The following is a 26,042-nucleotide window of genomic DNA, read 5'->3' on the forward strand; positions in this document are numbered from 1 at the left end:
TTCAAAGTCTAGATCACTGTTCTTTTGAGGACAACTAAAGGATTATTCAAACTCCCTTTTAAGACATTTTTTCCATTAACCGTTACCGATTTATCGAGAACTGCATAGTCCGTTTGAGCCTGTGCATGAATATGACATTTCGGAAGGATTATGCTGTTTTTAATTTTACACCCTTGCTCAACAATCACACCTCGGAAAATAATCGAGTTTACAACTTCTCCTGAGATAGAGCACCCACTAGCAATCAATGAGTTGCTGACTTCTGCCTGTGAAGTGTATTGAGTAGGGGGGTTATCCTTAATTTTTGTATGGATCTGATCTGCTCCCAACCATAATTTTCCTCGAACTTCTAGGTTCAGAAGATCCATACTTCTATCAAAGTATTCCTTAAGCGTGCGAATCGTCCCAATCAATGAACACGTTGGACTGCCATAGATTTTGAGGACTTCCAAATTTGAAGCAAAAATATCGATTAAGTTAATACACCCAATGGTGCTATACCTCTCAACAATATCCAACAAAATCTTGCGTCGGATTATTAACATATTGACAAAATGAGATTGGACAAGCATTCCCCTTTCGAGAGCTTTTTTGTCTAGAATATTAGACACTTTCTGTCCCTCATCCATCTCAAGAACTATCCCATCCGTCTGATCACCCGAATTAGCGATTCCTTTATAAATCAAGGTAACGTCGGCCTGCTTGTCATTATGAAATTCCAGCACATTCTTGAAATTCACATTAAATATTTGTTCACCGCTACAGATGATAACATTTTCTGCAAAATCGTTTTGCAAATACTCTAGATTAGTTTGTAAATCCTTAACACAAAACGTATGATTGTTCCCTGACAAACCATGGTTGGCTCCGGGCAAAATAAACAACCCTCCATCTTTCCGATCCAAAAACCAGGCTTTACCTGCTCCCAAGTGATCTAGAAGCGGTCTATAATGGTGTGGCGTAACCACTCCAATCGTTCTTATTCCGGAGTTAACCATGCTAGACAACGCGAAATCGAGTATTCGATATCGTCCTCCAAAAGGAACTGCAGCTATTGGTCTTTTTAGTGCAAGCCCTTGTAAGTTGTCAGTTGCGCTATTAGCATAAATAATCCCTATAGCGTTCGACATCATTGCTAACCACCTTTCAAATCACCTGGGGCCTGTAGACATTCTCACCCTCTTTAATCACAGAACCTTCAGGAATAATATGATGATCCTCAATAACCGTAATCCCTGCTTGATCTGAAGCGCTTCGTCCCTCAGCGCCGACATTACAGTGACGCATAATTTCCGCATTTTCCCCAACAATCGTTTTTCGAATGACCGATCCAGTGTGAACTTTTGCATACGGTAATAATATTGAATCCTTAATTTGTACCCCTTTACCCACATAAACCCCAGGTGCTAGGATTGAATTGTTCACCTCGCCATGAATAATACACCCATTACAAACCAAACTGTTCTCTATTTTCGCTGTAGACCCAACAAAGTGCGGGGGTAAGATATCTTCATTCGAAAAGATCCGAAACTTCGGATCGAAAATATTAAGGAAGTGGCCCTCTCTTAAGGACTCCATATTGGCATTATAATAGCTTTCAATCGTACCAACATCTCGCCAATACCCCTGAAACTTGTACGCATAGACTCGTTTCTCTTGTTCTAGCTGCTGAGGGATGATGTTTTGACCAAAGTCGTGCTGAGACTGATCGTCGCTCGCATCTGCAATTAACGCCTGCTTAAGTGTTGACCAATTGAAAATATAAACTCCCATCGAAGCAAGATTACTATCTGGTTGAGTAGGCTTTTCTGTAAACTTTGTGATCCGTTCATCTCCATCAACGGTTAGGATTCCGAACCGTGAAGCTTCCTCCCAAGGAACTTTAATCGTTGCAAGGGTTATTTCCGAATTCTTCTCTTTATGAAACTTTAACATTAGAGCATAATCCATTCTGTAGACATGATCCCCGGAAAGAATAATCACATATTCAGGATCGTAAAAATCAATAAATTCGTAATTTTGGTAAACGGCATTCGCTGTTCCGTTATACCAACTTCCTTCTTTTTCACCCAGAAAAGGGGGAAGAATATGCACTCCGCCAAAAGGATTATCTAGGTCCCAGGCTGAACCCAAACCGATATAGGAATTAAGCAGTAATGGCTTATATTGGATAAGAACACCAACTGTATCAATGTTTGAATTTGTACAGTTACTCAAGGTAAAGTCAATAATTCTATACTTACCACAGAAGGAAACAGCAGGTTTAGCCCGCCTTCGAGTTAGACCACCTAATCTGCTTCCTTGTCCACCTGCTAACAGCATTGCTACACATTCCTGCTTGCGCATACCTGTTTCCCCTTCCTCTTAATCTGTATAACCTTATAACTGTTCTCATGTTGAACCTACCTTACAAACCTTTAACTACACGTTAGGTTATTAATGGTACGGTATTTGATTTTCCATATCTTATCAGCATATTCTCTAATTGTCCTATCACTCGAGAAAATCCCAGACTCTGCAATGTTGACCAAGGAAATTCGGTTCCATTCTTCTTGATTTAAATAAAGTGTTTGGAGCTTTTCATGCATTTCAAGATAAGAACGAAAATCTTTTAGGACAAAAAATTCATCATTATAGATCATCAGTGAATCGTATAATACCCTGAATTCTTCCCCCATATTATCGAAAAATCCTCTACTTAATTGATCCACACACCTTCGAATATCGGCGCTAGCGTGGTATTCATCCCAAGGCTTATACCCGCCATTTCGGGTGTAATTCAAGACCTGTTCGGCAGTAAGGCCAAAGATGAAGCTATTTTCCTCGCCCACCGCCTCTTTAATTTCTACATTGGCTCCATCCAAAGTTCCCAAGGTAAGGGCACCATTCATCATAAATTTCATATTCCCGGTCCCTGAAGCCTCTTTACTCGCTGTCGAAATCTGTTCACTAATGTTTGCCGCAGGATAAATTAGTTCTGCCTGCGTCACATTGAAATTCTCTAAAAATATGACCTTTAGTTTTTCGCTAACTTTGGGATTATGCTCTATTTTCTGACTCAGAGCATAAATAAGCTTAATTACGGTTTTTGCATAATGGTAGCTTGGTGCTGCTTTTCCACCGAAAATAAAGGTTTGCGAACCCGTTAATGACTCCGGGTCGTTCAAAGCCTTATTGTATAAGTGCATGATCTTCAGCACATTGAGCAATTGTCGTTTATAGGCATGAATTCTCTTCACTTGAACATCAAAAATTGACATAGGGTCAAGGTCAATCCCCTGTTTTGCCTTGACCTTTTCGGCCAATCGGCATTTGTTTTCGTACTTGACTTTCGCGAGCTGTTCTAAAAAACTCGGATCATCCTTTAACCCATGAAGTTTCCGGAGTTCTCCGGCATCTTCCTTCCAGGTTGGACCTATTGCCTCCGTTATCAGGCTAGACAATTTAGGATTCGCGGCTAACAGAAATCTCCTGTAATTAACACCATTTGTTTTATTATTAAATTTATAACTAAAAATCCGATAGAACTCTTTAAAGACCTCCTTCTTAAGGATTTCGGTATGTAATTGCGCAACCCCATTTACTGATGAGCTCCCGATAATTGCCAAATTAGCCATCCGAACATACCCATCTTTGAGAATTTGAGTGTTGTTAATCACCTCCTCCTTATCCAAAAATCTGCGCTTTAAATCTTCCTTAAATCTTCGATCGATTTCCTCTATAATCTGATAGATCCTAGGCAAAAGGCTTTTAACCATATCAATCGGCCATTTTTCCATGGCTTCAGGCATAATGGTATGATTGGTAAACGATAAGGTGTTGACTGTGATATTCCAAGCCTCATCCCATCCCATTCCTTCTTCATCAATCAGGATACGTATCAGCTCAGGGATACACATTACGGGATGAGTATCATTGATATGAACGGCCACCCGTCGCGAGAAGTCTTGCAATGAACTTAAATTATTTCTTTTTTTGTAACTCCGCACGATGGACCCTAACCCAGCGGCAACAAAAAAATATTCCTGTTTAAGCCTTAGCTCTCTTCCAGCGCGACTACTATCGTCCGGATAAAGAATATAAGAAATCGATTCAACCTCTGATTTATAGCTTGTTGCCTGATCAAATTCCCCACGATTGAAACAGGCCAAATCCAGTTCTCCACAGGTTGTTTCAGCACTCCATAACCTTAAGTTGTTAATATACAAAGGATTATCATAGCTCGCAATCGGGACATCATAAGGAACAGCCAGTACCGCTTCATAGTTTTCATGATAAAACGCTACTCGCCCCTCTTTTACCTCCGTTCTTACATTACCTTTAAATTTTACAACAATGGCCTTTTCCGGCTTGCGCGTTTCCCAAGGATAACCATTCTTTAGCCAATTGTCCGCCACCTCAACCTGATTTCCTGCCACAATTTTTTGTTCGAATAATCCATACTGATAGCGAATCCCATTACCATGTCCCCCAATTCCTAAGAAGGCCATTGAGTCGAGGAAACACGCTGCCAATCTTCCTAAACCTCCATTACCCAAGCCCGGATCCGCTTCTTGCTCCAAGAGATCATCAAGATTGATATCCAACTCAGATAAACCTTCTCTGACGAGATCCTCTATTTGGAAATTGACCAAATAATTATGGAGAAGCTTGCCAATCAGAAACTCCATCGAAAAATAATAAACTTGCTTTCCCGGCGATATAGAATTTCTGTTGATGGCCCGATATAAACTCATTTTTTCTTTCATCAATACGACCAAGGCACTAAATTTATCCCAAAGGCTTGCTTCATCAGGGGTTATCCCTTCCCCCTCAATCAACTTCGTCAGATAGGCCTGCTTAAAGCTGTCTTTATCCGAAAACATACTGTTTGTTTCCTCCAATACTTAACCATTCAACTTTGGTGTCTTTGGTGTCTTTGGTGTCTTTGGTTTCAATATAATTATTGCTAAAGGAGCCACGTTAAGTGTTAGAGAAAATTGTTGATTATGCCATGAAACCTTCTCGGCGATGAGCAATGACCGGTTGAATTGACCCTTCCCTCCATAAATCTCTTGATCAGAATTAAAGAGTTCCTGATAAATTCCCTTGTTTGGAACTCCAACACGAAAATTTTCATAACTATTGGCTTGGAAATTAATCAAGATGATGAGGAAATCGTCAGGACTTTGTGCTTTCCGAGAAAATACTAAAATGCTCTGTTGATGATTATTGACATCAATCCATTCAAAACCGGACCAATCCTGTTCGTTTTCCCAGAGGGCTTTTTCTTGCCGATAAAGTTGATTCAAAGCACTCACGAAATTTTGATGCTTTTTATGCATCTCATACTCCAATAGGAACCAATCCAGTTCCGCATCATCACGCCACTCGATAAACTGGGCCAACTCCCCGCCCATAAACACTAATTTTTTACCTGGATGACACATCCAGTACCCGTATAAACTTCTGAGTCCTGCAAATTTTTGCCAGTAGTCGCCCGGCATTCTACCTAATAAGGACTTTTTGCCATGAACAACCTCATCATGTGACAGAGGAAGAATGAAATTTTCGGAAAAGGCATAGGTCAAAGAGAACGTCAATAATTGATGGTTGTCTTTACGCAAAGGAAAATCGAGACTCATATACCTCAGAGTATCATTCATCCAACCCATATTCCATTTATAATTATAGCCAAGTCCATCCACATACGGTGGATAGGTTACCAGCGGCCAGTCGGTCGATTCCTCAGCAATCATTAATGTCCCAGGAAAACATTGCAAAACCACTTCATTCAATCTTTGCATAAAAGCTACGGCTTGAAGATTCTCTCTCCCTCCCTTAACGTTACGCCTCAATGAATGTCCAGTTTTACCAAAATCCAAGTAGAGCATACTGCTTACCCCATCCACTCGCAGCCCATCGACATGGAATTTGTCAAACCAAAACACCGCGTTAGAAATGAGATAACTCCACACCTCAGTTTTTGCAAAATCAAAGTTATAAGTTCCCCATTGTTGATTTTCTTCGCTTTCAAAAACTGACCTTCCATTAAATTGACCTAACCCATGAGCATCTTTACAAAAATGACCCGGTACCCAGTCGAGAATAACCCCGATCCCAGCTTGATGACATTGATTCATAAAATACATAAAATCATCTGGATCGCCGAATCTGCTCGTACATGAGTAATACCCAGTCACTTGATAGCCCCAGGAACCATCAAAAGGATGTTCCATAATGGGCATCAATTCAAGATGGGTATATCCCATTTTTAGCACATAGCCTAGCAACTCTGTGGCTAAAGTTCGCCAATTATAATAGCTTCCGTCCTCGTTCCTTCTCCAGGAACCTAAATGAACTTCATAAATCAAAAGGGGCTTCTCCAGTACGTTAAACCCTTTTCTCTGTTCCATCCAAACTTGATCTTGCCAATTAAAACCCTCGAGCGAAAAAATGATCGATGCTGTAGCAGGTCTTAACTCTGAGAAAAAAGCATAGGGATCGGATTTCAGAAACACCCGTCCGTCCTTCGTCTGTATTTCATATTTGTATAATTGCCCTTGGAGAACCTCCGGTACAAAGAGTGTCCACACTCCGCTACTCCCAATTTCAACCATCGAGCTATTTGTGGAACACCAATTATTAAACTCTCCGACAAGACAAACATGGAGCGCGTTAGGCGCCCAAACTGCAAAATGCGTCCCCTGAATCCCATCGCGTTCTATGATATGTGCACCAAATTTGAAGTAACTACGGTACAGTTCTCCACGATTAAAAAGGTATATTTCATCCTGATCAAGAAAGCACTTCTTGTCTATTAAAATCACAACCTTTTTACTTTGTTTCAAACCACGAATATCAACCTTTATGGGGAAAATGGTGATTTTAATGTCTCTAGGGAATCATCATTGATCCCCTAGAGCAAACAGAAGTCTATTCAAGTTCTTTCATATACCTCTCAGCATCTTGCGGTTTCCAGACCCGGTCAACGAGCGAAGGTCGATCAGCCAACCAAACGAGGCGATCACTGAAGGTTGGTCTTTCCACGCGGTAGAAAATACCGACGGGTATTTTGTCTCCCCATTCCATGGCTTTTTCCAGCGCTCGGCTCAGATTACCCGTGTCATACTCCTCTGGTAATTCATAAACCCGATCCGCGTACCACCGATGGGTATTCACTTTATTAAAACTGACGCAGGGCTGGAGAATATCAATCAAGGCATAGCCCGGATGGTTAATCGCTTCTTTCATGAGGTTAATGAGGTGTTCCTGACGTCCGGTGAAACCCCGAGCCACAAAACTCGCTCCAGCAGCCAAAGCCAACATGAGCGGGTTAAGCGGTTGGTCTATATTACCATTCGTCTGGATTCCAGTCACCTGTCCAAGGGCTGTCGTCGGTGAAGCCTGCCCCTTAGTCAAAGCATAGATCTGATTGTCATGGACAAAATGAGCTATATCCACATTACGCCGGATATTGTGAATGAAATGATTTCCGCCCTCTCCATACGTATCTCCATCACCGGAATGAACGATCACAGTTAGTTCAGGATTGACGATTTTCGCCGCCACTGCTGGCGGCAAAGCACGCCCGTGCAAGCCGTTAAAAACGTTGGTCCGTATATAATGAGGAAGTTTTGCGGCCTGTCCAATTCCTGATACTATCAGGATTTCTTCCGGTCGCTTCTTTAATTCTAACAGGGCTGTCTTGATCGCCGTCAGAATAGCAAAATTTCCACATCCCGGACACCAAGTGATTTCGTCATCAGACTCAAATAGTTCGTTGCTCTGTTGTTCGTTGGTCACTCGATATAACCTCCTTCAGCCTGTCCGAGATATACTGCCCGCTCATTGGTCTTCCATCATAACGCAAGATGCTGTGCGTACAGGCGATCAAGGCTTCCTGACGGATCAGAGCTGCCAGTTGTCCAGTGGCGTTTTGTTCCACATTAATCAGCATCGTTACGTTCGGTTTCAAATCCATCAGAAGCTTTGTTGGCAACGGATAGATATCTCCGAAGATTAAAGCCCCAATGGAGTAGTCTTCTTCCAGAAGTTCGATCGCTTCCCGAACTGGTCCAGCGCTTGAGCCCCAAGCTAAAAGCAAGATCTCAGGATCCGTCTGTCCGAAAACCCAAGGTTCCTGAACCTCTTTCCTCATCTTCTCTAAGCGCTGCATCCGTTTTTTCGTCATGGCTATACGCACATCCGCTGCTTCCGTAATATGACCGTCCTCAGTATGCTCATCACTATCCACCAGAACAACCTGAGTTCCGCACCGTCCGGGTAGCAACCGTGGTGAAATTCCATCTTCTGTCAATTTGTAGCGTTGATAGTGTTCCTGTTGCTTCCATACCTCTTCTCCAGCTAAAGCGCGCTCAATCGTCAAACCGGAAAAATCAAAGGGCGGTATCGTCTGATAATAATCTCCAAGGTATTGATCACCAAGAAGAATCACTGGGATCTGAAATTTGTCTGCAAGATTAAAGGCTCGGACTGTTTGATAAAAAGCATCTTCTGGATCACGCAAGGCGATGACCATGCGAGGAAATTCCCCCTGGGAAGCCGTTAGGACGAAACTCAGATCGGCCTGCTCCGTACGAGTGGGAAATCCGGTCACGGGACCCGGGCGCTGAATTTCAGCTATAACAAGCGGTGTCTCCGTCATTGCCGCTAGACCAAGCCCTTCAACCATCAGGCAAAACCCACCGCCGGACGTTGCAGTCATGGCTCTAGCCCCAGCATAAGAAGCCCCAATAGCCATGTTGATCGCCGCGATTTCGTCTTCTGCCTGTTCAACTACAATCCCTGCTTCTTCCATTTTGCTGGCTAAGTAGGTCATGATTCCAGTAGACGGAGTCATAGGGTATCCAGAATAAAAGCTAACCCCTGCCGCCAACGCCCCCAGGCCAATCGCTTGATTACCGGTTACCATAATTCTCGGTTGACGTTCGGGGAATTCAAGCTTGAATTGCGGTTCAACCAGTGAATAACCCATTTCTAACGCCCGTCGGTTAACCTCAAAAATTTCCATTTTAAAAAGACTATGCAACACCGGCCAGACTTTTTCAAGGTCAAAATCAAACAAACGCAGAATAGCGCCCGCAGCCACTGTCCCTTCCGTCAATTTCGTCCCAGCCTCGACGGCCTTTTCTTTCAACGGAAGCCATAAAGCGATTCCCTCACTGATCTCCGCACGGTAACTCTCGTCACTGACCAGCACAACCTTGGCAGTCAACCGGGAAGAATGCACCTCCACAGTTGTGGAATCAAGCGCTAAGATAAGATCGAGAGTCTCGCGATGAGAATAAATCGGCCGATCCGCAAAACGTATCTGATGAAAGTTGTGCCCGCCTCGGACACGGGACATATAATCTTTATGGGAGAAAACCTCGACACCTTGTTTTTTCATGATTAACTCCAGTACTTTTGCGACTGTGTCAACCCCTTGACCAGCGGCGCCACCCACCAAAATATTAAAGTCCAAGTTCGTCCCCCCTTCATAATTTATTATTCCTATTTATTCCACGCAATATGTTAATATCCTTCTTATTATTTAATGATAATTACTATAAATCTATTTGAAGTTTCACCCATAAAACAGCCTAAATTTCAGCCTAGAAAGAGACAGAAAAACAATGAAAATCCGCATGAACACAGGGTTTTTGGTATAATAAGATGCTAATCCAAATCAACCAAAAATGAGGTGTTATCATGCGGAATCATGTCAAAGAAATTGAAAGCGTGCTTCAAAATCATGGTTATTCGATTAACAACATTATATGTGAAGTTATGAAGACGTTCAAGCTTAAAACACTTTGCCGCCAAGTGGGCTTTCAAAAAGAGGCTGGATACAGTACTTCGGAACTCCTCACGCTCATGTTAATCCTTAGCCTGTATATTGACGAGCAATTTCAGCGGCGTGTACCTTTTCTGTCGGCAGATTGTCGACTCCAAAGACAATTATGTCGCCTTCATGGGTCAGGATTTCGACGCCTGGGATGAGGAGCACCCGGTCTCACCATAATCCGTTGATCCGCTTCGAAGACGATCTTCTGACCTTTTTCAGACAAGGCCCAATCTACAAAGGCTTTAGCGTTTTCAAGGTTCTGTGCATTCTTTAAAATTGCTAGGCCAGCGGAAGGAGTTACTTTTGATTAACCGACTTGCCGAATTATATCTTGACTCTTAAATAAAAACCCTTCTGGAGTAGATAATTCTCAGTCTACTACAAAAGGGTTTTATGTTAATCTCAATTTGGAAATAACTAAGTTTTATTCCCTCAATATAACGTGTTTATATTATTTTAATGTCCGCATTCATCATGGTGCTGATGCTCATGGCAAACAGAGCCAGTGGTTTTAAGTGTGCCTTGCAAATATTGCTCTACTGCAGCCTTTGCATGTCCTTTTGCACCTGTTATTACTTCTATGCCTTTCTTATTGATTGCATTACGCAACGCACTCACTCCAAGCTTAGAGCAATGTGCTTTAGTTTCAGGGAGACCATCAAGAGCCCTGATAACATCCTCTTCGGTAATATTTAAGGCATCGTCTAAGCTTTTTCCCTTAGCTAATACAGACGTCATACTGGATGTCGCAATCGATGCACAACAACCAAACACAAGATAACTGATCTCTTGAATAACATTATCCTGTACCTTTAAAAATATGATTAGTGCATCTCCGCATGAAGGATCTCCATAGATTCCCTGAGCATTGGCATCCGGCATACTGTATGCATTCTGGGGACTCATAAAGTGTTCCATCACCTTCTCAGAATATATAATCACTCACCTCCGTTATCATCTTCCATAAAACCTCTGCCGCATCTATGTTTGTGGCAACCGCCACAACCGCATGATTTTTCGTGGCCGTCACAAAGCTTGTAATCTCCGCCCTCAATCCTTAGCACTTTTCCATTTACTAAAGACTCAGCAAGTTTTTTTCTCGCATCATTATAAATACGCTGAACGGTTGTGCGTGCGATATTCATTTGGTTGGCACACTCTTCCTGCGTAAACCCTTCTAAGTCGATTAGTCGCATCGTTTCATACTCATCAACCGTCATAGTAACAAAATGCTCTTGATTAATCGGAACGTTAAGTGGCCCAAATCGGTTGCTTTCCGGCAAGCAACACACTTTTCTCCATTTTCTTGGTCTTGGCATAATCCGTTCTCCTCTATTTGCGACAAAAGTAACAGGAGCGTCCATCTGCCACTTTTGCAGCCTCTTATAATCTCTCTAATTGCTTGCTTATGATATCAAGCTTGCTTTCAAGCAGCTCTTTTTTCTCTTGCAGCAATTCTTTTTGTGTTTTTGATACTGTTGGATCTGTTACAAAATTTCTTCCAGGACCTCTTCTGACCCTTGGCCTATCCCTTGGCCTATCCCTAAGCCAACAGCATTTGCTCCAGTGCAAAATCCTAAGCCTCTTCCGTTCATTGATACACACCCCATTGAACCCATTCCATCTCTTCTTGGCATGCAGCAAATTACCTCCTTTCGGTTATAGATGACTAAGTTAATAACAAACGATATAGACACCGGTGTAGGAAGTTCATACTTCCTACACCGGTGTCTATATTCTAGACGTATTTTCCCAACCCTCGCTAATAACCAGAAAAATTGGTTCTTCGTCCCCTAGTATTTTCTATTTGTGCAATATCCCATTCCCGCTAGAATTCCTTCTGCTTTAACTGTAATCTCAGCCGCCGAACAATGCGTTTCTGAAATAATTGCCTCTGTTGTCAGGTCCTGAAACCCTAGATCCTCACTGAGAGCCTCTCTAACGATACTCTCATAATATAAGGGATTCATGCGGAATACCTCCTTACGCTCAAATGTTTCGGTTGCCAGGCCGGATCAACCTCCGGGTAATCCAGACGATAATGACTTCCCCTGCTCTCCAAACGTTTAAGCGCTAAAGAAGAACCCGTAATTGCAACTCCTCAAGGTTATATCTATTTTAAGGATTCTCCTCTTCAACGGGTGAAACGGGTCATTTTTAACCGACACACTGCCGAAGATACGGAACGGGAATTAAATCTCCTCGTCGACCTTGGAGTTCAGGTTCTTAGGTTCCATAATACACCTCTCATCAAATTGATTTACCAATTATTGTCCTTCAATTGGGAACTTCGTTGCATAAGTTCCTCACGAAGTTCGGAGATGGATTGATTCAAGTATTGGGTTTGTGCTTCATATTGTTTAACCTTACCGCCGCTGATGTGAAGCCCTGTTTGCTTGAGAACAAAGTTTTTCTCCTCTTCTAATTCATCTAACTCTTCCTCTAAAACTCCCAACCTACGTTCTAATTCTTCAATTTTCATCTTCGATAGATTTTCCATAAATTAATCGACACCCTCTCTCTTTACAGTATTTTAATTTATAAAATTCTCATCTTTAGCCCACTTAGTGAACTCGTTCAGCCGACAATTAAAATCAGTCGTGGCAGCCCGCGACGATTTGAGATGATTTTGAGCAGCATTGAGCTACCTTTAAGGCTAAGCTCGTGCAGCAAATCGAAGATGTTTTGCTGATTGGACGCAATGATTTCATCCCCTTTCTTTATTATTGGGTTTTAACATATTTTCCCTTGAAAAGTACGGCTGATCATTTCGTACCCATTCTTAACGTAAGCGTCGTTTAGCTGATTCAGTTTATCCCATATACCCCGGAAGGGTATATACCCCCTATTAATATATTCCCCTCATTTTCATTTGTCAATCCTCTCACATGTTTTCTTATAGTTTATCTCATGGAGAGGTTCTGATTCAACTCACATCATGATGAATTGTCTAGTCGTTTTAGGAAAAAACACTGTATACAATACTATAGGGTTTCACGAATAAAACAGTTCATATTACACTATTTACTAAGTTCTAACATCCGGTTTAAGGCAGAAATTGCATCAGCGGTTATCTTACGATCGACGCAAATCTGATTAACCACCTTTCCTTGATTGAGGTTTTCAAGGGCCGCTAGAAGATGGGGTTGGCTAATTCGGCTCATCATAATGCACAAGCATACGTTTTCATTGAGACTGACAACCGTTTTGTCTGGATTTTCTTGAGCTAATCGGTGCACCAAATTGATCTCCGTCCCGACTGCCCAGACACTGCCTGCCGGAGCTGCCGAGATCTGTCGAATGATATAGTCTGTAGACCCACTAAGATCTGCCCTCTCAACTACGGCGTGGCTACATTCCGGATGGACGATAACCGTAACACCCGGATATTTTCTTCGAACCTCATCCACGTGGTGGGTCTTGAACTTTTGGTGCACAGTACAGTAACCATTCCAGAGAATCAGTTTCGGAGCTTTCTCGGGAAGTTCAACCTCTTCTGGATTTTCACGGGTCCAGAGCAAGATATCCTGATCATGGAGCCCCCATTTCAGACCGGTATTACGTCCCAGATGTTCATCCGGAAGAAAAAGAATGCTTTTTTTCTCACCTAATAATTTTCCAAAGATCTTAGGGGCATTCGAAGAAGTGCAGGTCATTCCTCCATTTCGCCCACAAAACGCTTTGACCTCAGCACTAGAATTAACATACGTCACCGGAATAATTTCTTGGGAATATTGAGCCGTGAGCAGGTTCCAACACTCCTCCACGTCATCGATTTCCGCCATATCCGCCATCGGGCAGCCCGCTTCAAGATCTGGCAAGATAACCTTTTGCTCGGATGACGTCAGCATATCCGCAGTTTCGGCCATGAAGTGAACACCACAGAACACGATATATTCAGCCTCTTTCTCCTGTGCCGCGAGTTGCGCCAATTTAAGAGAATCCCCTCGGTAATCAGCATACCGGATAACCTCGTCACGCTGGTAGTGGTGTCCTAGAATGACCAACCTTGAGCCTAGATTGCTTTTGATGGCGCGGATCCGTTCATCTCTATCCTTTTCACTCATCAAAATATATTCATCCGGTATGGGTTGTTGACTATTAAACATTTTCTCTCCTCACTATCCTTTGACCAATTGACTAGAACGTTCAACTTTAATGATTATGCCTACTCAATTACTCAATAATATTTAAACTCAGATCCAAAGCTTGCGCCGAATGAGTCAACCAACCCAGCGAAATCAGATCCACTCCTGTCTCCGCTACCCGAACCAAGTTATCTAAGTTGATCCCACCCGAAGCTTCAGTAAGAACTTCTTTATTGATGAGTTGAACCGCTTCTTTCATTTGATCCGCTGACATGTTATCTAACATAATAATATCCACTGAAGTGCGAAGCGCCTCCTCGACTTGAGCTAAGGTTTCCGTTTCCACTTCAACTTTAACCATGTGACCGACCTTTGCTCGAACTAAACTCACTGCCTCAGTAATCCCTCCAGCCGCTGTAATATGATTATCTTTAATCAGGATCGCATCAAAAAGTCCAAAGCGATGATTATACCCGCCTCCCATGCGCACAGCATATTTTTCCATTCCTCTTAATCCCGGGGTCGTTTTACGCGTATCAACCAGGTGACACGGAAAATCTTTAACGCTCTCCACGGCCTTATTCGTCCCTGTCGCGATACCCGAAAGGCGTTGCATGAAATTGAGTGCAACTCTTTCTCCCCCCAACAACGTACGGGTTCTCCCCTCAATCACCGCCACCACTTGCCCGGGAGAAACCTTCGCGCCGTCCGCAATTTTCGTTTGGAAGCTCACCTTCTCATCAAGTAACTTAAACGCACATTTTGCGATATCCATTCCCGCTATAATTCCTGCCGCTTTCGCTGTAATCTCTGCCACCGAACAATGCGTTTCTGAAATAATCGCCTCTGTTGTCAGGTCCTGAAACCCTAGATCCTCATTGAGAGCTTCTCTAACGAGACTCTCATAATATATGGGATTCATGCGGAATGCCTCCTTAAGCTCAAATGTTTTAGTTGCCAGGCCGGATCAACCTCCGGGTAATCCAAGCGATAATGACTACCCCTACTCTCCATACGGTTAAGTGCAGAAGATGTAATCATTTTAGCGACCAGGATCATATTCTGAAGTTCGCCTTCACTCGGGCTAACTTCTTTTTCGAGTTGACAGAGTTCTCGATAAGCCTTTTCCAGCCCAGGTTCATCTCGGATAATCCCAACAGAAGACCACATCAGCTTTTGTAGCGTGTCAACTCGTGGATCATTTATGTCCAAAGGCTTTGTCACCTCAGGAATATCCAGAGTCATTGCGTCTTGAGCTATGCCTTGATCAGGAAAATCAAAGGTTCTCAAGGACTTTTCTTTTAAGGATTCCACCAGCGTCTGAGCCACTCGCTTGCCAAAAACTAACCCTTCTAATAGGGAATTACTCGCTAACCGATTCGCACCATGCACACCTGTGTTGGCACACTCACCACAAGCATATAAGCCCTGAATATTCGTCCGTCCAAAGCTGTCTGTCCGAATTCCCCCCATTGAGAAATGGGCGGCTGGAGTGATCGGAAGTAAATCCTTCCTCGGGTCAAGACCCAAGGATTGGATTTTAGCGTAGATGTTCGGAAAACGCAGTTCAAAATGATGACCCAGCGATGAAGCATCAAGATAGATCTGGTGACCTTTTTTCTGTTCAGAGACAATGGCTCGTGTGACAACATCCCTGGGAGCTAAATCAGCCCGTGGATGATAGCTTGGCATAAAGCGCTCTCGTTCTTCGGTTACGAGTACTGCGCCCTCACCCCGAACCGCTTCGGAAATAAGAAAAAGAGGATTCTCCTCTGTAGCCAAAGCGGTAGGATGAAATTGAACGAATTCAAGATCGCTTAAGACTGCCCCAGCCTTCCAGGCTAGAGCCAAGCCTTCTCCGGTACTGAGCAGAGAATTTGTCGTTCTCCCATAGATCTCACCTATTCCTCCAGTGGCGAGGACAACACTTCGGGCAAGAATCCGTTGAACTCCCTCGAAGTTTCTCACAAGCACTCCGTAACAGTGACCCTCCTCAACCAGAAGCACTTCAGCTCGGGTTTCTGTCTGAAAATGCACCTTTTGTTCCTGAACCTTTCGAAAAAGAGTTTCCCAGATCGCCGCTCCAGTGTCATCCCCCCGGTGAATCACTCGGGCCAGGCTATGTGCACCTTCTCTCCCTAAAGCAAGTTCACCCGATTTCGTTCGGTCAAAACTTGTTCCGAGCTCAATTAAACGGTCAATAACCTTGGGCGCCTCCTCAGTTAAGATTTCGACCGTCTTTTCCTCGCAAATCCCAACCCCTGCTATTAAGGTATCTCGGGTATGCTCTTCAGGAGAATCATTTTTCCCTACCGCTGCAGCAATCCCCCCTTGAGCTAAGGTTGAATTACAAAGATCTGGCCTATCTTTCGATATGACAATAACTTCTCCGTAAGGGGATGCCCCCAAAGCTGTCGACAGGCCCGCAATCCCACAGCCAATAATTAAAAAATCCGTCTTAATAGTTTGCATTTTCTCAGCCCAGCTCTCTATTTTATATAAGTCAGTTTTACCATTATGACAATACATTTGTCAAGACACTTATATTGACAGTTTTCCGTACAGACCGTAGAATCGTATTAAAGTAGGTGATTCAAATGCCAAGAAAAAAAGGTCAATCCGGAACAGAACGTCGAGAATGTTTACTAGAAATGTTAAAAAAGAGCAAAGAGCCTCTTAAGGCCGCTCAGCTCGCAGAACTTACCGGGGTTAGTCGTCAAGTCATTGTTCAGGATATGGCGCTGCTTCGCGCCAAAGTAGAACCCGTAATTGCAACCCCTCAAGGTTATATCTATTTTAAGGATTCCCCTCTTCAAGGGGTGCAACGGGTCATTTTTAGCCGACACTCTGCCGAAGATACGGAACGGGAATTAAATCTCCTCGTCGACCTTGGGGTTCAGGTTCTTGATGTCGGGGTCGAGCATTCTGTCTATGGAAAAATTTTTCGCCCACTTAAGTTAAAAAGTCGCTTGGATATAAAAAAATTTATCTCACAAATGACGCAGAAAGACGCCAATTTACTCTCTTCTCTAACCGATGGCCTTCACATTCACACCATAGAAGCTTCGTCAGCTGAAGTGTTGGACAAAGCTTGCAAGGTCCTTGCCGAAGAAGGCTTTTTGCTTGAATTATGAGTAATAATGCCTATACCCATAAAGGGTTCAACTATCTTATCCTTTCTGGAATACAAAAAGGCACCGGTTTGGTTCAGCGAATCAAGAAATTCTAGAGACATTGGATGAGATTGCAATGCAAGATCCCGTTTTAAACAAGGCGATGGTTGAGTGGGAGAAATCAAGCGACGACCCAAAAGTACGAGACGAATATCTGGCAAGACGAAAAGTTGTATTTGACGAACTAGCGGCAGTCAGTGAGGCTGATCTCAGATTGAGAGAAGCAATCCTTTTAGGGGATCAGAAAGCTAGGGAAGCTGAACGAATTGGAAGGGCCAAAGGGGAGGCTGAGGGAAAGGCTAAGACTAAGGGAAAGACTGAAGTCGCGAAGAACCTCTTGGACATGGAATTTGAAATTTCAAAGGTAGCCCATGCAACCGGTCTTTCTGAAGAAGAAGTTAAGAGATTACAAGCACGCTTTTCTTGTCCGTCCGTTTTGTCATGATACCGAAACGTTACATATTGACCGTCATACTCCTCAATCCGACTCAACTCTATTGCGGGTCGACGAATATACCGACCAATATATCCTATTTGCACCTTTACATTCCCTTTCTATTTCGGTGCATAAACGTAAAATCCATCGCCATTGGCTTTATAAGGTAAGATGCTCATCGTCTATTTCCCCGTCCTCTCCTCTGCTGATAAGCTTGGGAAGACATCCTTTTACGAAGGGATTTATCGTAACCAGCTTCAGATATGAACTGTAGCGATGCGTTTAAATTGATTTTAGCCTTGGCATAGTCTTTTTAAGATTTCAAGCGAGCTGTTCGCTTTTCTTTAGTGTGCAACAAAACGAGAGCAATGGTTATCCCTGTTAACACTAAACCAAAAGTGGTGGCAATTCCATGAGCTAGAACTGTGGCAGGAATATAAAAGGATAGTAGGCCTGACTGAGTTTCATAGCCTACCCCGAATAAAAGAGAACGAATGCCTGGGATAAAAGCCACTTGATACATAATATGCCCAGCTAGGACTAAAGGAGTAAATGCAAAAACCAGCTTGACACGTAGGGAAGCTGCTTTTGTTTTAAAGGGTTTGGCGATCATCCAAGCGAACATACCACCTGTTAAACCTGCTCCCCAATAGTACAGACTAAACCACACTTTCCAGGAAGTGGAGGTCCATATTTTTTGTTGCGGTGCAAAGTAGTTAAGAGGGACTAAAATACCCAACATTACCCCGATAAATACGACGAATCCCTGGTTAACTCGAACTAAATGCCAAACCTCACGGCCCACAAGCCTTAAATTAACCTGCACGGAACCATTCGGACAATTTCGCACACAGTTGAAGCACAGTTTACAATCTAAATTATTATCTAAGAACGGAAGATGTTGGGACATTGGACAGCCTGGAACATTTCCTGTGCCAACGTAGCATTCAAACGTAGTGCACTTATTCAGGCAAACAGAGGCATCCGCTCGGACCTCTAACATTGAGCCTACAGAAGCAGTCCCGATAAATCCTCCCAACGGACAAAAGTGCCGACACCAAGTATGGCGTGGATAGAGAACCGCGATAAAAATCGCACTAACTTGGATTGATATTAACAAGATAGCCGTGTAGCTAGGATGGAAACGCATGTCCGTAATCACTTCAATCCAGAAAATTATGAGAAACAAAAAACTGACAAGCAGGTAATCATATTTTATGATAGACTCTGGAATCCCACGGTTCTTATGCACCCTTTTTTGCACAAAATCCATGATTGTAGAAAACGGGCAGACCGTGCACCACAATCTACCTAAGAAAGGGGAAATAAGGGCGAGTGCCGGCCACCATAAACCCCAAACTAAAGCGAAGATCTTTGTGGAAACTGCAATCTCAGGAGTAAAAAGCAATAATAAGACCAACGTGATAAACAGAATTGCAATTACCCGCCTTAGCCACCCAATAAACGTTCCATTTTTCAGTAAACTTTTTAACTTTGGCCACGCTAAAAGGTTAATCGTATGTCCGTTCTGTTCCGACGTGGGACCAAAAAAGATCTGTTCTAACCCAATGACATCCTGTTCTGCAATATAAAAGGCTCTTTCGATGACTTGAATTAATTCCGAGACATTTCCCTGTTGGTAATGATGAGAGAGCAACAGTTGGATCGCTTCCTGATTCAGAGTAGGGACGTTTCGATGGTTCTTTTGGGCCAGTTTCTCCAGGAATCCTTGAGCAAGAATCGGAATATCTCGTTTTCGCTGACGTAAAGGAGTTATTTCATACGTATGAGCAAAACACTTCCGGAGTTCCGGAATGATAATTCTTTCCAAGTCATCTGGTTCCGCGTTCAAACTTCCGATGACGAAACATTTGTTTTTCTGAAAGTTCATTGCCCGGGCAAGTTTAAGCTGGGTATGGGGAGATATGAGGTTTATTTCCCGTATGAACAATGTTCCACCCTCAGCAATATCGAAAAGATTGGAGTTATGAAAGCCTGAGGACATCTCTTGTCCAGCGGGCTCCACGATCAAGTCCCTCCACTGCTGATCGAAACGTCGTCCGTCCACAACAACAAAAGGAGCTTCATTACCAGATTGGCGTTGATGGACGTACCATGCCATCATCTGGCGACCGGTACCCCGTTCTCCGGTTAAAAGCAGATGTCCCTTAGGCTGAGCGAGTTCTTCTAGTTTCCGTTCGACCTCTCCTGTCGTGCGGGCGCCTCCCCAAAGCCCATAAAACTTATCCTTATATTGGGTAAGCTGCAAAGCGGAACGTAGAATTTCCTTATATTTGGCTTCAGATAATATGAGGTTTGCTTCATTCAGGTCTTGGGACAATCGGCCGATAAACGTTTGGTAAAGTTTCGGCCACCGCAGTAGCATGCGCGCAAAACTTTCTGCATCCAGCGCTAAAACCTGGCAATTCTCTTGGCAAATAATTGTATTACAAGCGGCCTTACCGTTAAGCAAAGAGAATTCACCAAAGGTATCTCCTGGATCCAATGAATTGACACGCCACAAACGAGGTCCTTCTTTTTGAACCATGACATCCGCTTTTCCCTTGATCAGAATATAAAAGGAATGCTCTTCCTGACCCTGCTTGATAATCTCGGAGCCCAAATCATAGCTTTGCCATTGAAAGTCACTAGCGAGCTCCGCTAATTCAGCGGATGATAAATCTGAAAACAACTCAATATTTGATAGACTATAAGCCTTATCGTCAATCATATGCCCTCCATAAAGTTTAAATAGTAACAATGTAATACTTTCGATTCATAAAACGATTCCGATCCATTCTTTAAAAAGGTTTGATATAGTCTCATAAAATTAGGATGGGTTAATCTTCTTTTATGGCAAACCCCGGAGCATTATTCCGGTGGGGTCTTCGTCTTCGTCAACAAGGACTCGTTTGAATTTAATCTCCTTCTATACATTGCCGACATGAATGTATTTCAAGCCCGCGTTTTTGCCTATAACCTTGGCCTTTTCTAAGGTTTCCACAGGGGTAATCGGGGTGTCCATCATCTTCCAGGAGGGGAAAAACCGACTTACATGCCAAGGCACGTCTTGACTGAGTTCCGCAGCTATAAATTGGGCAATCATTTCGAGTTGGCTGGGCTTATCATTTACGCCTGGCACGACCAGGGTGGTGATTTCAAGGTGCACTCCCGCTTCGTGAAGGTATTTTAGGTTTTCCATAATAGGTTCGGCCTTACCGCCGCAATAGCTTTCGTAGACACCATCATTGGGCCCTTTAAAATCGACGTTAGCAGCATCTAAATAAGGAAGAATTGCATCGAGGGTTTCTCTCGACATATAACCGTTGGTCACCCAAACATTTTTTAGCCCTTTTTCTCTGGCTAACTTCATAGTTTCCAGAGCATACTCCGCAAAAATTGTCGGTTCAGAATAAGTATAGGCAAGGGAAGGACATGCATAGTCAAGAGCTCGTCTTACATGTTCTTCCGGAGAAATATCGACGCCCTCGATTGGCTTGCTGGGTTTTGGACTTTGCGCTATTTCCCAGTTCTGACACCAGGAGCAACGGAAATTACAACCAACTGAGGCTAACGAATAAATCATTGTTCCGGGTAAAAAGTGATAAAGGGGTTTCTTTTCAATGAGATCTGCGTGTACAGCTATGGTTTTTCCATAATTCAAAGCGTAAAGTTTACCTTGACGATTTTCCCGAACGCCGCAAATTCCTCGTTTACCCTCTTCAATCGTACATCTGTGATTACATACAGCGCATTTCAATATGCCGTTTTCCAACTCTTGGTATAATATTGCTTCAATAATCTTGACTCCTCCTTCCTTTCTCAATATTTCTATTCAAAGGTGCGGAAAACCTCGAAGCGCCACATTTCAATCGGTTCCTCAAGTCCGAGGCCTGCTTTTTGTTTAGCGATGCTCACTTGTTCTTCGGCTGTATTGATACCCTCTAAGTGAGGAAGAAGCAGGCCGGTTCTCCCTCGTCCCCGGACAACGACACCGTAGCGCCAAGGATCAAGTTCCTTAAAGCTTTGGATTTTTTCCATTTCTCCAAGGACATCGACCGAGAAGGTAAGCGAAGCAAGCTCGTCTTTTTCAACGGGCCAAAATCTAGGATCTTCCGTTCCTGCTGCGATCGCATTGTGTTCAATTTCTTGGGCTAGATTCTCTCGCCAAGGCTCTGTCGTTCCGATACACCCTCGTAATTCCCCATCTTTCTTGAGGGTTACGAAACAGGCACGTCGGAGTTGGAATTCGGGCTCGGTGGGTGGAGTAAGTCCTAGGGTATTCCCTAGTTTTAAATACGTTTCAAGGCAGAGTCGAGCCCAAGGGGGTAACGGTGAAGCATGATAGAGTTCTGTGACAAGGTATCCCACACCAAAGGGTCCTTCATAGGAAAGAACTCTAGGCATTCCTTCCTGAACGGCTAAGGCCAGTCTGAGGCTGCGCCAACCACATTCCCCAGCTTCTTCAGCCATTTCCTCCGGAATATGCTGGATTTGAGACGGATCTCCGGATAGAGAATTCACGATTAGCCGATCAAATTGCGGGCCCGAGGGATGGAGTCCATAAGGACCCTCTTTTTTCAAGCGATGAGATAAATCCCCACTGGCGATCAGAGCGATTCTCTCCGGAAAGACTTTAAGGGTGTGTGCGATTTCTTGTCCGTACCTCTCCGGATATTCCATTGGCATGCTCATCAGAACAAGGTTTCCCTGCCAACCTGCTTCCATCAAAAAGTAAAGAGGAACAAGCGCACCATGATCCAGTTTTTCCGAGTGAAGAATAGCCTCAGGCAGTTCGGAGGCCAAAGCCTCGGTCAGTTGGCGATGCCCTAGGAAAGAAAGCTTCACTTGGGGAGCACCAAACGAGGCAAAATCTCCACAAATCACGTCCTCCTCAAGAAGTGTGACCCCCTTACGAAGAAGAGTCGCATGGGGTGAGATGAGTAACACCGTCTCAATCCGAGCTTCGACGAGATTTTTCGAAATTTCGCGATACGCCTCAAGGGTTGCGGAGCACTGGGCTTCTTCTCCTCGACCGATTTCTGGCACAACGATCGGAGGATGTGGAACAAAAGCAGAATAGACTAAGGGCATAATCGTTCACCTCTCTCTCGAATTTCAAAAGATAGCAGCTATAGCTTGTAATACTTCTTGTAGTTGCTTAAGGCAATGACATCTCTTTGTAGCGTTTCATTGCCTTTAAATGATGAAGTCGCTAAATCAGCCAACGAGAAGAAAAGTCCTTACTCTGCAGTTTCTTCCGACTTCTCTTTACTATTTCTAAACACAATCCCTCTAAGAATTAAAGGATGCTTTTCCTAAACGTATTTGCGTTCGGCTTCGCAGCTCGCACTGTTGCTTCATTATACCATTTATTGGGTTCTGTTAATACTTTTTTTATGTTTTCAATACTTCAATTAGGCTTTCGTCGCATGGGTGCCCAACAGTTTTTTTCCAGTGATATATACCCATCCGGCGTTCATAAAAAGTAGGGCTGAAGTGGAGATAAACACATACTGAATTCCAAGATAAGCAGCCATTTGCCCACCGAGGTTCGGGCCGGCGATGTTACCTAAAAACTGAGCGGATTGATTGTAACCGAATACCCGGCCGGAAACCGACTGAGGAACACTCCGTTTAATGAGGGAGTTAACCGATGGGAGCATTCCGCCCATTGCAAGGCCCAAAAGAAAGCGCAATCCCATCAGTTGCCACAGGTTTTGGACGAATGCTTGGGGAATAAATACAATTGCAGCAAAGAAGAGACAAACCAGAAGGATCTTACGGGCCCCGTACTGATCCGATAACCTGCCAAGCCAGGGAGCCGCGAGAATATTAGACAACCCGGCAACGGAAACAACTGCGCCGGAGACCATTGCCACATGCCCCATGTTACGAGCCAATTGTTTAACATAGAGAGAGACTATTGGTTCAATCGACATGTTGGCAAATTGAATCATGAAAGTGGTAAGAAACATGGCTACCAGCACCTTAGGATGTTTGATCATTTTAAATACTTCCTGGTTTGTTAAGTCGGAGCTGGTCGGTTTAACAAATTCTTCACGAACAAACAATAAAGATACGAGAAAGGAAAGGAGCATAAATCCCCCGGTGACAAAGAAGACATGGTGGAGTCCAATGATTTCCGATAAAGTTCCTCCAATCAGCGGGCCGATTAATGTACCACCGACAGATCCGGTTGATAACGTTCCCAAGGCCCACCCGGAGTGTTCTTTGGGTGTCTGGGTAGCGATCATGGTGATGGCTGCTGGGACATAACCATTAACCGCACCCATTAAAAGCCGGAGAAAAAACAGCTGATAAACGTTCTGGACAAGCCCGGTTAGAGTCATGATAACCGCCATGCCCAAGCTGGCGCGTAACAACATCAGTTTGCGGCCATGTTTATCGGCCAATCTCCCCCAAATAGGTGACACGAAGGCCGACAACATAAAAGTAGCACTATATGCTAATCCCGACCATTGTTCAATTCTCGCGACTTCTTTTACGCCGAGTTGCTCGATATAAAGGGGCAAAAAAGGGATTACCAAGCTCGAGCCGATCATTGTAATGAAACATCCAGACCATAATATATATAAGTTGCGTTTCCAAAGAGGCATGAGTCTATCCTTTCATATTGCAGTTTGCCATGCAGAGAACAAGCCTGGTTCTAATGTTCACAGGAGAGTGAAAAAGCTGAATCCCTAGGCCAGGATTCAGCCAACAGTTACTCGTCTTCTTACCCTCTATTTTAACACGGAGATCTATGTTTTGACAGGACAAGTTGTCATGGCCCGTCCACCTAAATTAGGTCCCTCACTTTGTTCGAACAAACCAATCTATTTAACGCCGGGCTATACTTCCGATACCAGGTATCAGTGGGAGTTTCTTGACGTCGTTTCCATTTCAAACACGCTCATATTTACATTTATGGTCGATCATGCGGTCAATATTAACTACTAATGATGAATCCGTTAGAAATTTCAATCGTTGAATACTATTTGCAAAGTTCCGATCCGTACCATCAAAGAACCCACTCCATATTTATAATCTACAATTTTAAATTCAATCCTATGATAAAATAATGCACCTGTCCCCTGTTTCTTCAAAATTCTACTTGACTTAAAGTAGACTCTAAGGTTTATGCTATTTTAGTAGAGCAACTTAGTGTTTGTGTTCTAACTATTATGTCTGCAGGTAAAATTCGTCAGTCCGGTTCTAAGAAAATTATGGAATAGTTGTATTGTGGAAGGCTGATAGATTATTATTATTTAAATTTTGGAGGTTATTAATTATGGAAAAATCCAAGGTCTATTTTACGGACTTTCACGTAACGGCGAAAGAAAATTTGCAGCAGAAGTTGAGCCGTCTGATCAGAACAGCAGGGATTAGCCAAATTGATTTTGAGAAAAAATATGCAGCCATTAAAATTCATTTTGGCGAGCCGGGTAATTTGGCCTATCTCCGCCCTAATTTTGCCAAAACAGTGGTAGATATTGTGACAGAGCTGGGAGGGAAACCGTTTCTGACAGATTGCAATACTTTATATGTCGGTGGTAGAAAGAACGCGCTAGATCATCTGGGCTCTGCCTATGTCAATGGCTTTTCTCCCTTTTCCACCGGTTGTCACGTGCTGATTGGCGATGGATTGAAAGGGACCGATGAGGTTCTGGTCCCTGTTGAATGCGGTGAATACGTGAAAGAGGCAAAAATCGGTCATGCTATTATGGATGCAGATATATTAGTTTCTCTGACTCATTTCAAGGGACATGAACTGACCGGTTTTGGCGGTGCGCTGAAGAATATAGGTATGGGTTGCGGCTCCCGCGCAGGTAAAATGGAGATGCACAGCAGTGGAAAGCCCCATGTTTCCCAAAAACGATGTGTTGGGTGCGGCATGTGCACAAAGATCTGTGCCCACAGTGCCATTACTGTGACAGAGAAAAAGGCATCCATTGATCACGGAAAATGTGTCGGCTGTGGCCGCTGCATCGGCATTTGCCCAATGGACGCAATTCTGCCTGCCTCGGATGAATCTAATGAAATCTTGAATAAAAAAGTAGCGGAATACACCTGGGCTGTACTGCATGAACGCCCCCACTTCCACATCAGCATGGTAATTGATGTCTCTCCTTTCTGCGACTGTCATTCAGAGAACGATGTGCCGATTGTTCCAAATGTCGGTATGTTTGCCTCCTTTGACCCGGTTGCACTGGACGCTGCTTGCGCGGATGCAGTAAACCGCCAGCCCGTCATGATGGGTAGTCTTCTTGAGAAAAGTGTCCATGAGCACCATGACCATTTTACGGATGTCAGCCCAAATACAGACTGGAAAGTGGCAATTGACCATGCGGTGAAGCTGGGCCTAGGTAGCAAGGAATATGAGTTAATTACAATTTAACGAGTACAGCATTTTATTACCTCAACAATAATAATAGGCCCAGCGGAGTTTATACCGCTGAGCCTATTATTAGTTTGTCTTCGTCAACATCGATTATCTAAAACCATCGCTGTGA

Annotated in this window: 20 protein-coding genes and 5 pseudogenes; 4 read left to right on the plus strand and 21 right to left on the minus strand. The window is 43.6% G+C overall.

Annotated elements, in window-relative coordinates; all coding sequences use genetic code 11:
* Window positions 1-8 precede the first annotated feature (8 nt).
* The 6 genes from glgD to DSOL_RS12380 form a co-directional block, all read right to left on the minus strand.
* Complete coding sequence (glgD, locus tag DSOL_RS12355; protein ID WP_345788383.1) at window positions 9-1,133, minus strand: glucose-1-phosphate adenylyltransferase subunit GlgD; 1,125 nt, start codon at window positions 1,131-1,133, stop codon at window positions 9-11.
* Between the two features lie 13 nt (window positions 1,134-1,146).
* Window positions 1,147-2,346 carry a glucose-1-phosphate adenylyltransferase gene (locus DSOL_RS12360; RefSeq protein WP_075365161.1) on the minus strand — a complete coding sequence of 400 codons (1,200 nt, stop codon included), beginning with the start codon at window positions 2,344-2,346 and terminating at the stop codon, window positions 1,147-1,149.
* Between the two features lie 71 nt (window positions 2,347-2,417).
* Complete coding sequence (locus tag DSOL_RS12365) at window positions 2,418-4,865, minus strand: glycogen/starch/alpha-glucan phosphorylase (protein ID WP_075365162.1); 2,448 nt, start codon at window positions 4,863-4,865, stop codon at window positions 2,418-2,420.
* 21 nt (window positions 4,866-4,886) lie between these two features.
* Complete coding sequence (gene glgB / locus DSOL_RS12370; RefSeq protein ID WP_235838794.1) at window positions 4,887-6,830, minus strand: 1,4-alpha-glucan branching protein GlgB; 1,944 nt, start codon at window positions 6,828-6,830, stop codon at window positions 4,887-4,889.
* Window positions 6,831-6,915: 85 nt separating this feature from the next.
* Window positions 6,916-7,785 carry a 2-oxoacid:ferredoxin oxidoreductase subunit beta gene (locus tag DSOL_RS12375; protein WP_075365163.1) on the minus strand — a complete coding sequence of 290 codons (870 nt, stop codon included), beginning with the start codon at window positions 7,783-7,785 and terminating at the stop codon, window positions 6,916-6,918.
* Window positions 7,751-9,466: a 2-oxoacid:acceptor oxidoreductase subunit alpha gene (locus DSOL_RS12380; protein ID WP_075365164.1), complete on the minus strand. Its 1,716-nt coding sequence runs from the start codon at window positions 9,464-9,466 to the stop codon at window positions 7,751-7,753. Before DSOL_RS12380 ends, DSOL_RS12375 begins: the two co-directional genes overlap by 35 nt.
* 227 nt (window positions 9,467-9,693) lie before the next feature.
* Between DSOL_RS12380 and DSOL_RS30030 the strand changes: the two are divergent.
* Window positions 9,694-9,882 (plus strand): annotated as a pseudogene (locus DSOL_RS30030) (IS4 family transposase); the annotation flags it as partial.
* 71 nt (window positions 9,883-9,953) lie between these two features.
* On the opposite strand, the pseudogene DSOL_RS27270 reads toward DSOL_RS30030, so the two are convergent.
* The 10 genes and pseudogenes from DSOL_RS27270 to DSOL_RS12420 all read right to left on the minus strand — a co-directional run.
* A pseudogene (locus DSOL_RS27270) lies at window positions 9,954-10,109 on the minus strand (hypothetical protein); the annotation flags it as partial.
* Window positions 10,110-10,423: 314 nt separating this feature from the next.
* A pseudogene (locus DSOL_RS12390) lies at window positions 10,424-10,771 on the minus strand (iron-sulfur cluster assembly scaffold protein); the annotation flags it as partial.
* Complete coding sequence (locus tag DSOL_RS12395; protein ID WP_075365165.1) at window positions 10,768-11,148, minus strand: DUF134 domain-containing protein; 381 nt, start codon at window positions 11,146-11,148, stop codon at window positions 10,768-10,770. The gene DSOL_RS12395 and the pseudogene DSOL_RS12390, both read right to left, overlap by 4 nt.
* A 64-nt stretch (window positions 11,149-11,212) precedes the next feature.
* Window positions 11,213-11,466, minus strand: a pseudogene (locus DSOL_RS30335) (DUF5320 domain-containing protein).
* Window positions 11,467-11,622: 156 nt separating this feature from the next.
* Window positions 11,623-11,799, minus strand: a complete 177-nt coding sequence (locus tag DSOL_RS27275; protein WP_235838796.1) for a hypothetical protein — start codon at window positions 11,797-11,799, stop codon at window positions 11,623-11,625.
* Entirely contained in the window at window positions 11,796-11,891 is a 96-nt protein-coding gene (locus DSOL_RS26740; RefSeq protein WP_235838797.1) for a hypothetical protein, read from the minus strand. Before DSOL_RS26740 ends, DSOL_RS27275 begins: the two co-directional genes overlap by 4 nt.
* A 198-nt stretch (window positions 11,892-12,089) precedes the next feature.
* Window positions 12,090-12,329, minus strand: a complete 240-nt coding sequence (locus DSOL_RS12405; RefSeq protein WP_075365166.1) for a hypothetical protein — start codon at window positions 12,327-12,329, stop codon at window positions 12,090-12,092.
* Between the two features lie 520 nt (window positions 12,330-12,849).
* Window positions 12,850-13,938, minus strand: a complete 1,089-nt coding sequence (gene nadA, locus DSOL_RS12410) for a quinolinate synthase NadA (RefSeq protein WP_075365167.1) — start codon at window positions 13,936-13,938, stop codon at window positions 12,850-12,852.
* 67 nt (window positions 13,939-14,005) lie between these two features.
* Window positions 14,006-14,839 carry a carboxylating nicotinate-nucleotide diphosphorylase gene (gene nadC / locus DSOL_RS12415; protein ID WP_075365168.1) on the minus strand — a complete coding sequence of 278 codons (834 nt, stop codon included), beginning with the start codon at window positions 14,837-14,839 and terminating at the stop codon, window positions 14,006-14,008.
* A complete protein-coding gene (locus tag DSOL_RS12420; RefSeq protein WP_075365189.1) occupies window positions 14,836-16,389 on the minus strand; it encodes an L-aspartate oxidase in 1,554 nt (517 codons plus the stop codon). Before DSOL_RS12420 ends, nadC begins: the two co-directional genes overlap by 4 nt.
* A gap of 125 nt (window positions 16,390-16,514) precedes the next feature.
* Between DSOL_RS12420 and DSOL_RS12425 the strand changes: the two genes are divergently transcribed.
* Together DSOL_RS12425 and DSOL_RS28835 are read left to right on the plus strand one after the other, a co-directional pair.
* Entirely contained in the window at window positions 16,515-17,051 is a 537-nt protein-coding gene (locus tag DSOL_RS12425; RefSeq protein WP_075365169.1) for a transcription repressor NadR, read from the plus strand.
* 115 nt (window positions 17,052-17,166) lie between these two features.
* Entirely contained in the window at window positions 17,167-17,535 is a 369-nt protein-coding gene (locus tag DSOL_RS28835) for a hypothetical protein (RefSeq protein WP_235838799.1), read from the plus strand.
* A gap of 29 nt (window positions 17,536-17,564) precedes the next feature.
* On the opposite strand, the pseudogene DSOL_RS28840 reads toward DSOL_RS28835, so the two are convergent.
* From DSOL_RS28840 to DSOL_RS12455, 5 genes and pseudogenes are all read right to left on the minus strand, one after another.
* Window positions 17,565-17,630, minus strand: a pseudogene (locus DSOL_RS28840) (hypothetical protein); the annotation flags it as partial.
* A gap of 209 nt (window positions 17,631-17,839) precedes the next feature.
* Window positions 17,840-20,257 carry an AAA-type ATPase lid domain-containing protein gene (locus DSOL_RS12440; RefSeq protein ID WP_083642524.1) on the minus strand — a complete coding sequence of 806 codons (2,418 nt, stop codon included), beginning with the start codon at window positions 20,255-20,257 and terminating at the stop codon, window positions 17,840-17,842.
* Between the two features lie 198 nt (window positions 20,258-20,455).
* Complete coding sequence (gene amrS, locus DSOL_RS12445; RefSeq protein WP_235838800.1) at window positions 20,456-21,352, minus strand: AmmeMemoRadiSam system radical SAM enzyme; 897 nt, start codon at window positions 21,350-21,352, stop codon at window positions 20,456-20,458.
* 5 nt (window positions 21,353-21,357) lie between these two features.
* Window positions 21,358-22,620: an AmmeMemoRadiSam system protein A gene (gene amrA, locus DSOL_RS12450; RefSeq protein ID WP_075365171.1), complete on the minus strand. Its 1,263-nt coding sequence runs from the start codon at window positions 22,618-22,620 to the stop codon at window positions 21,358-21,360.
* Between the two features lie 323 nt (window positions 22,621-22,943).
* Complete coding sequence (locus DSOL_RS12455) at window positions 22,944-24,146, minus strand: multidrug efflux MFS transporter (RefSeq protein WP_075365172.1); 1,203 nt, start codon at window positions 24,144-24,146, stop codon at window positions 22,944-22,946.
* A 674-nt stretch (window positions 24,147-24,820) separates the two neighbouring features.
* Here DSOL_RS12455 and DSOL_RS12460 point away from each other — a divergent pair.
* On the plus strand, window positions 24,821-25,927 hold the full coding sequence (locus tag DSOL_RS12460; protein WP_075365173.1) for a DUF362 domain-containing protein: 1,107 nt from the start codon (window positions 24,821-24,823) through the stop codon (window positions 25,925-25,927).
* Window positions 25,928-26,042 lie beyond the last annotated feature (115 nt).

The sequence above is a fragment of the Desulfosporosinus metallidurans genome (assembly GCF_001936615.1).
GTDB classification, from domain to species: Bacteria; Bacillota; Desulfitobacteriia; order Desulfitobacteriales; family Desulfitobacteriaceae; genus Desulfosporosinus; species Desulfosporosinus metallidurans.

Bases quoted from the DNA above. Each gene is read 5' to 3' on its own strand.
- DSOL_RS28835 (WP_235838799.1), top strand. From the start codon at position 17,167: ATGCAAGATCCCGTTTTAAACAAGGCGATGGTTGAGTGGGAGAAATCA.
- DSOL_RS12405 (WP_075365166.1), bottom strand. From the start codon at position 12,329: ATGGAAAATCTATCGAAGATGAAAATTGAAGAATTAGAACGTAGGTTG.
- DSOL_RS12455 (WP_075365172.1), bottom strand. From the start codon at position 24,146: ATGCCTCTTTGGAAACGCAACTTATATATATTATGGTCTGGATGTTTC.
- DSOL_RS12425 (WP_075365169.1), top strand. From the start codon at position 16,515: ATGCCAAGAAAAAAAGGTCAATCCGGAACAGAACGTCGAGAATGTTTA.
- DSOL_RS12460 (WP_075365173.1), top strand. From the start codon at position 24,821: ATGGAAAAATCCAAGGTCTATTTTACGGACTTTCACGTAACGGCGAAA.
- amrA (WP_075365171.1), bottom strand. From the start codon at position 22,620: ATGCCCTTAGTCTATTCTGCTTTTGTTCCACATCCTCCGATCGTTGTG.
- DSOL_RS12440 (WP_083642524.1), bottom strand. From the start codon at position 20,257: ATGATTGACGATAAGGCTTATAGTCTATCAAATATTGAGTTGTTTTCA.
- nadA (WP_075365167.1), bottom strand. From the start codon at position 13,938: ATGTTTAATAGTCAACAACCCATACCGGATGAATATATTTTGATGAGT.
- DSOL_RS27275 (WP_235838796.1), bottom strand. From the start codon at position 11,799: ATGAATCCCTTATATTATGAGAGTATCGTTAGAGAGGCTCTCAGTGAG.
- DSOL_RS12420 (WP_075365189.1), bottom strand. From the start codon at position 16,389: ATGCAAACTATTAAGACGGATTTTTTAATTATTGGCTGTGGGATTGCG.
- DSOL_RS12395 (WP_075365165.1), bottom strand. From the start codon at position 11,148: ATGCCAAGACCAAGAAAATGGAGAAAAGTGTGTTGCTTGCCGGAAAGC.
- glgD (WP_345788383.1), bottom strand. From the start codon at position 1,133: ATGATGTCGAACGCTATAGGGATTATTTATGCTAATAGCGCAACTGAC.
- DSOL_RS12365 (WP_075365162.1), bottom strand. From the start codon at position 4,865: ATGTTTTCGGATAAAGACAGCTTTAAGCAGGCCTATCTGACGAAGTTG.
- DSOL_RS12360 (WP_075365161.1), bottom strand. From the start codon at position 2,346: ATGCGCAAGCAGGAATGTGTAGCAATGCTGTTAGCAGGTGGACAAGGA.
- nadC (WP_075365168.1), bottom strand. From the start codon at position 14,839: ATGAATCCCATATATTATGAGAGTCTCGTTAGAGAAGCTCTCAATGAG.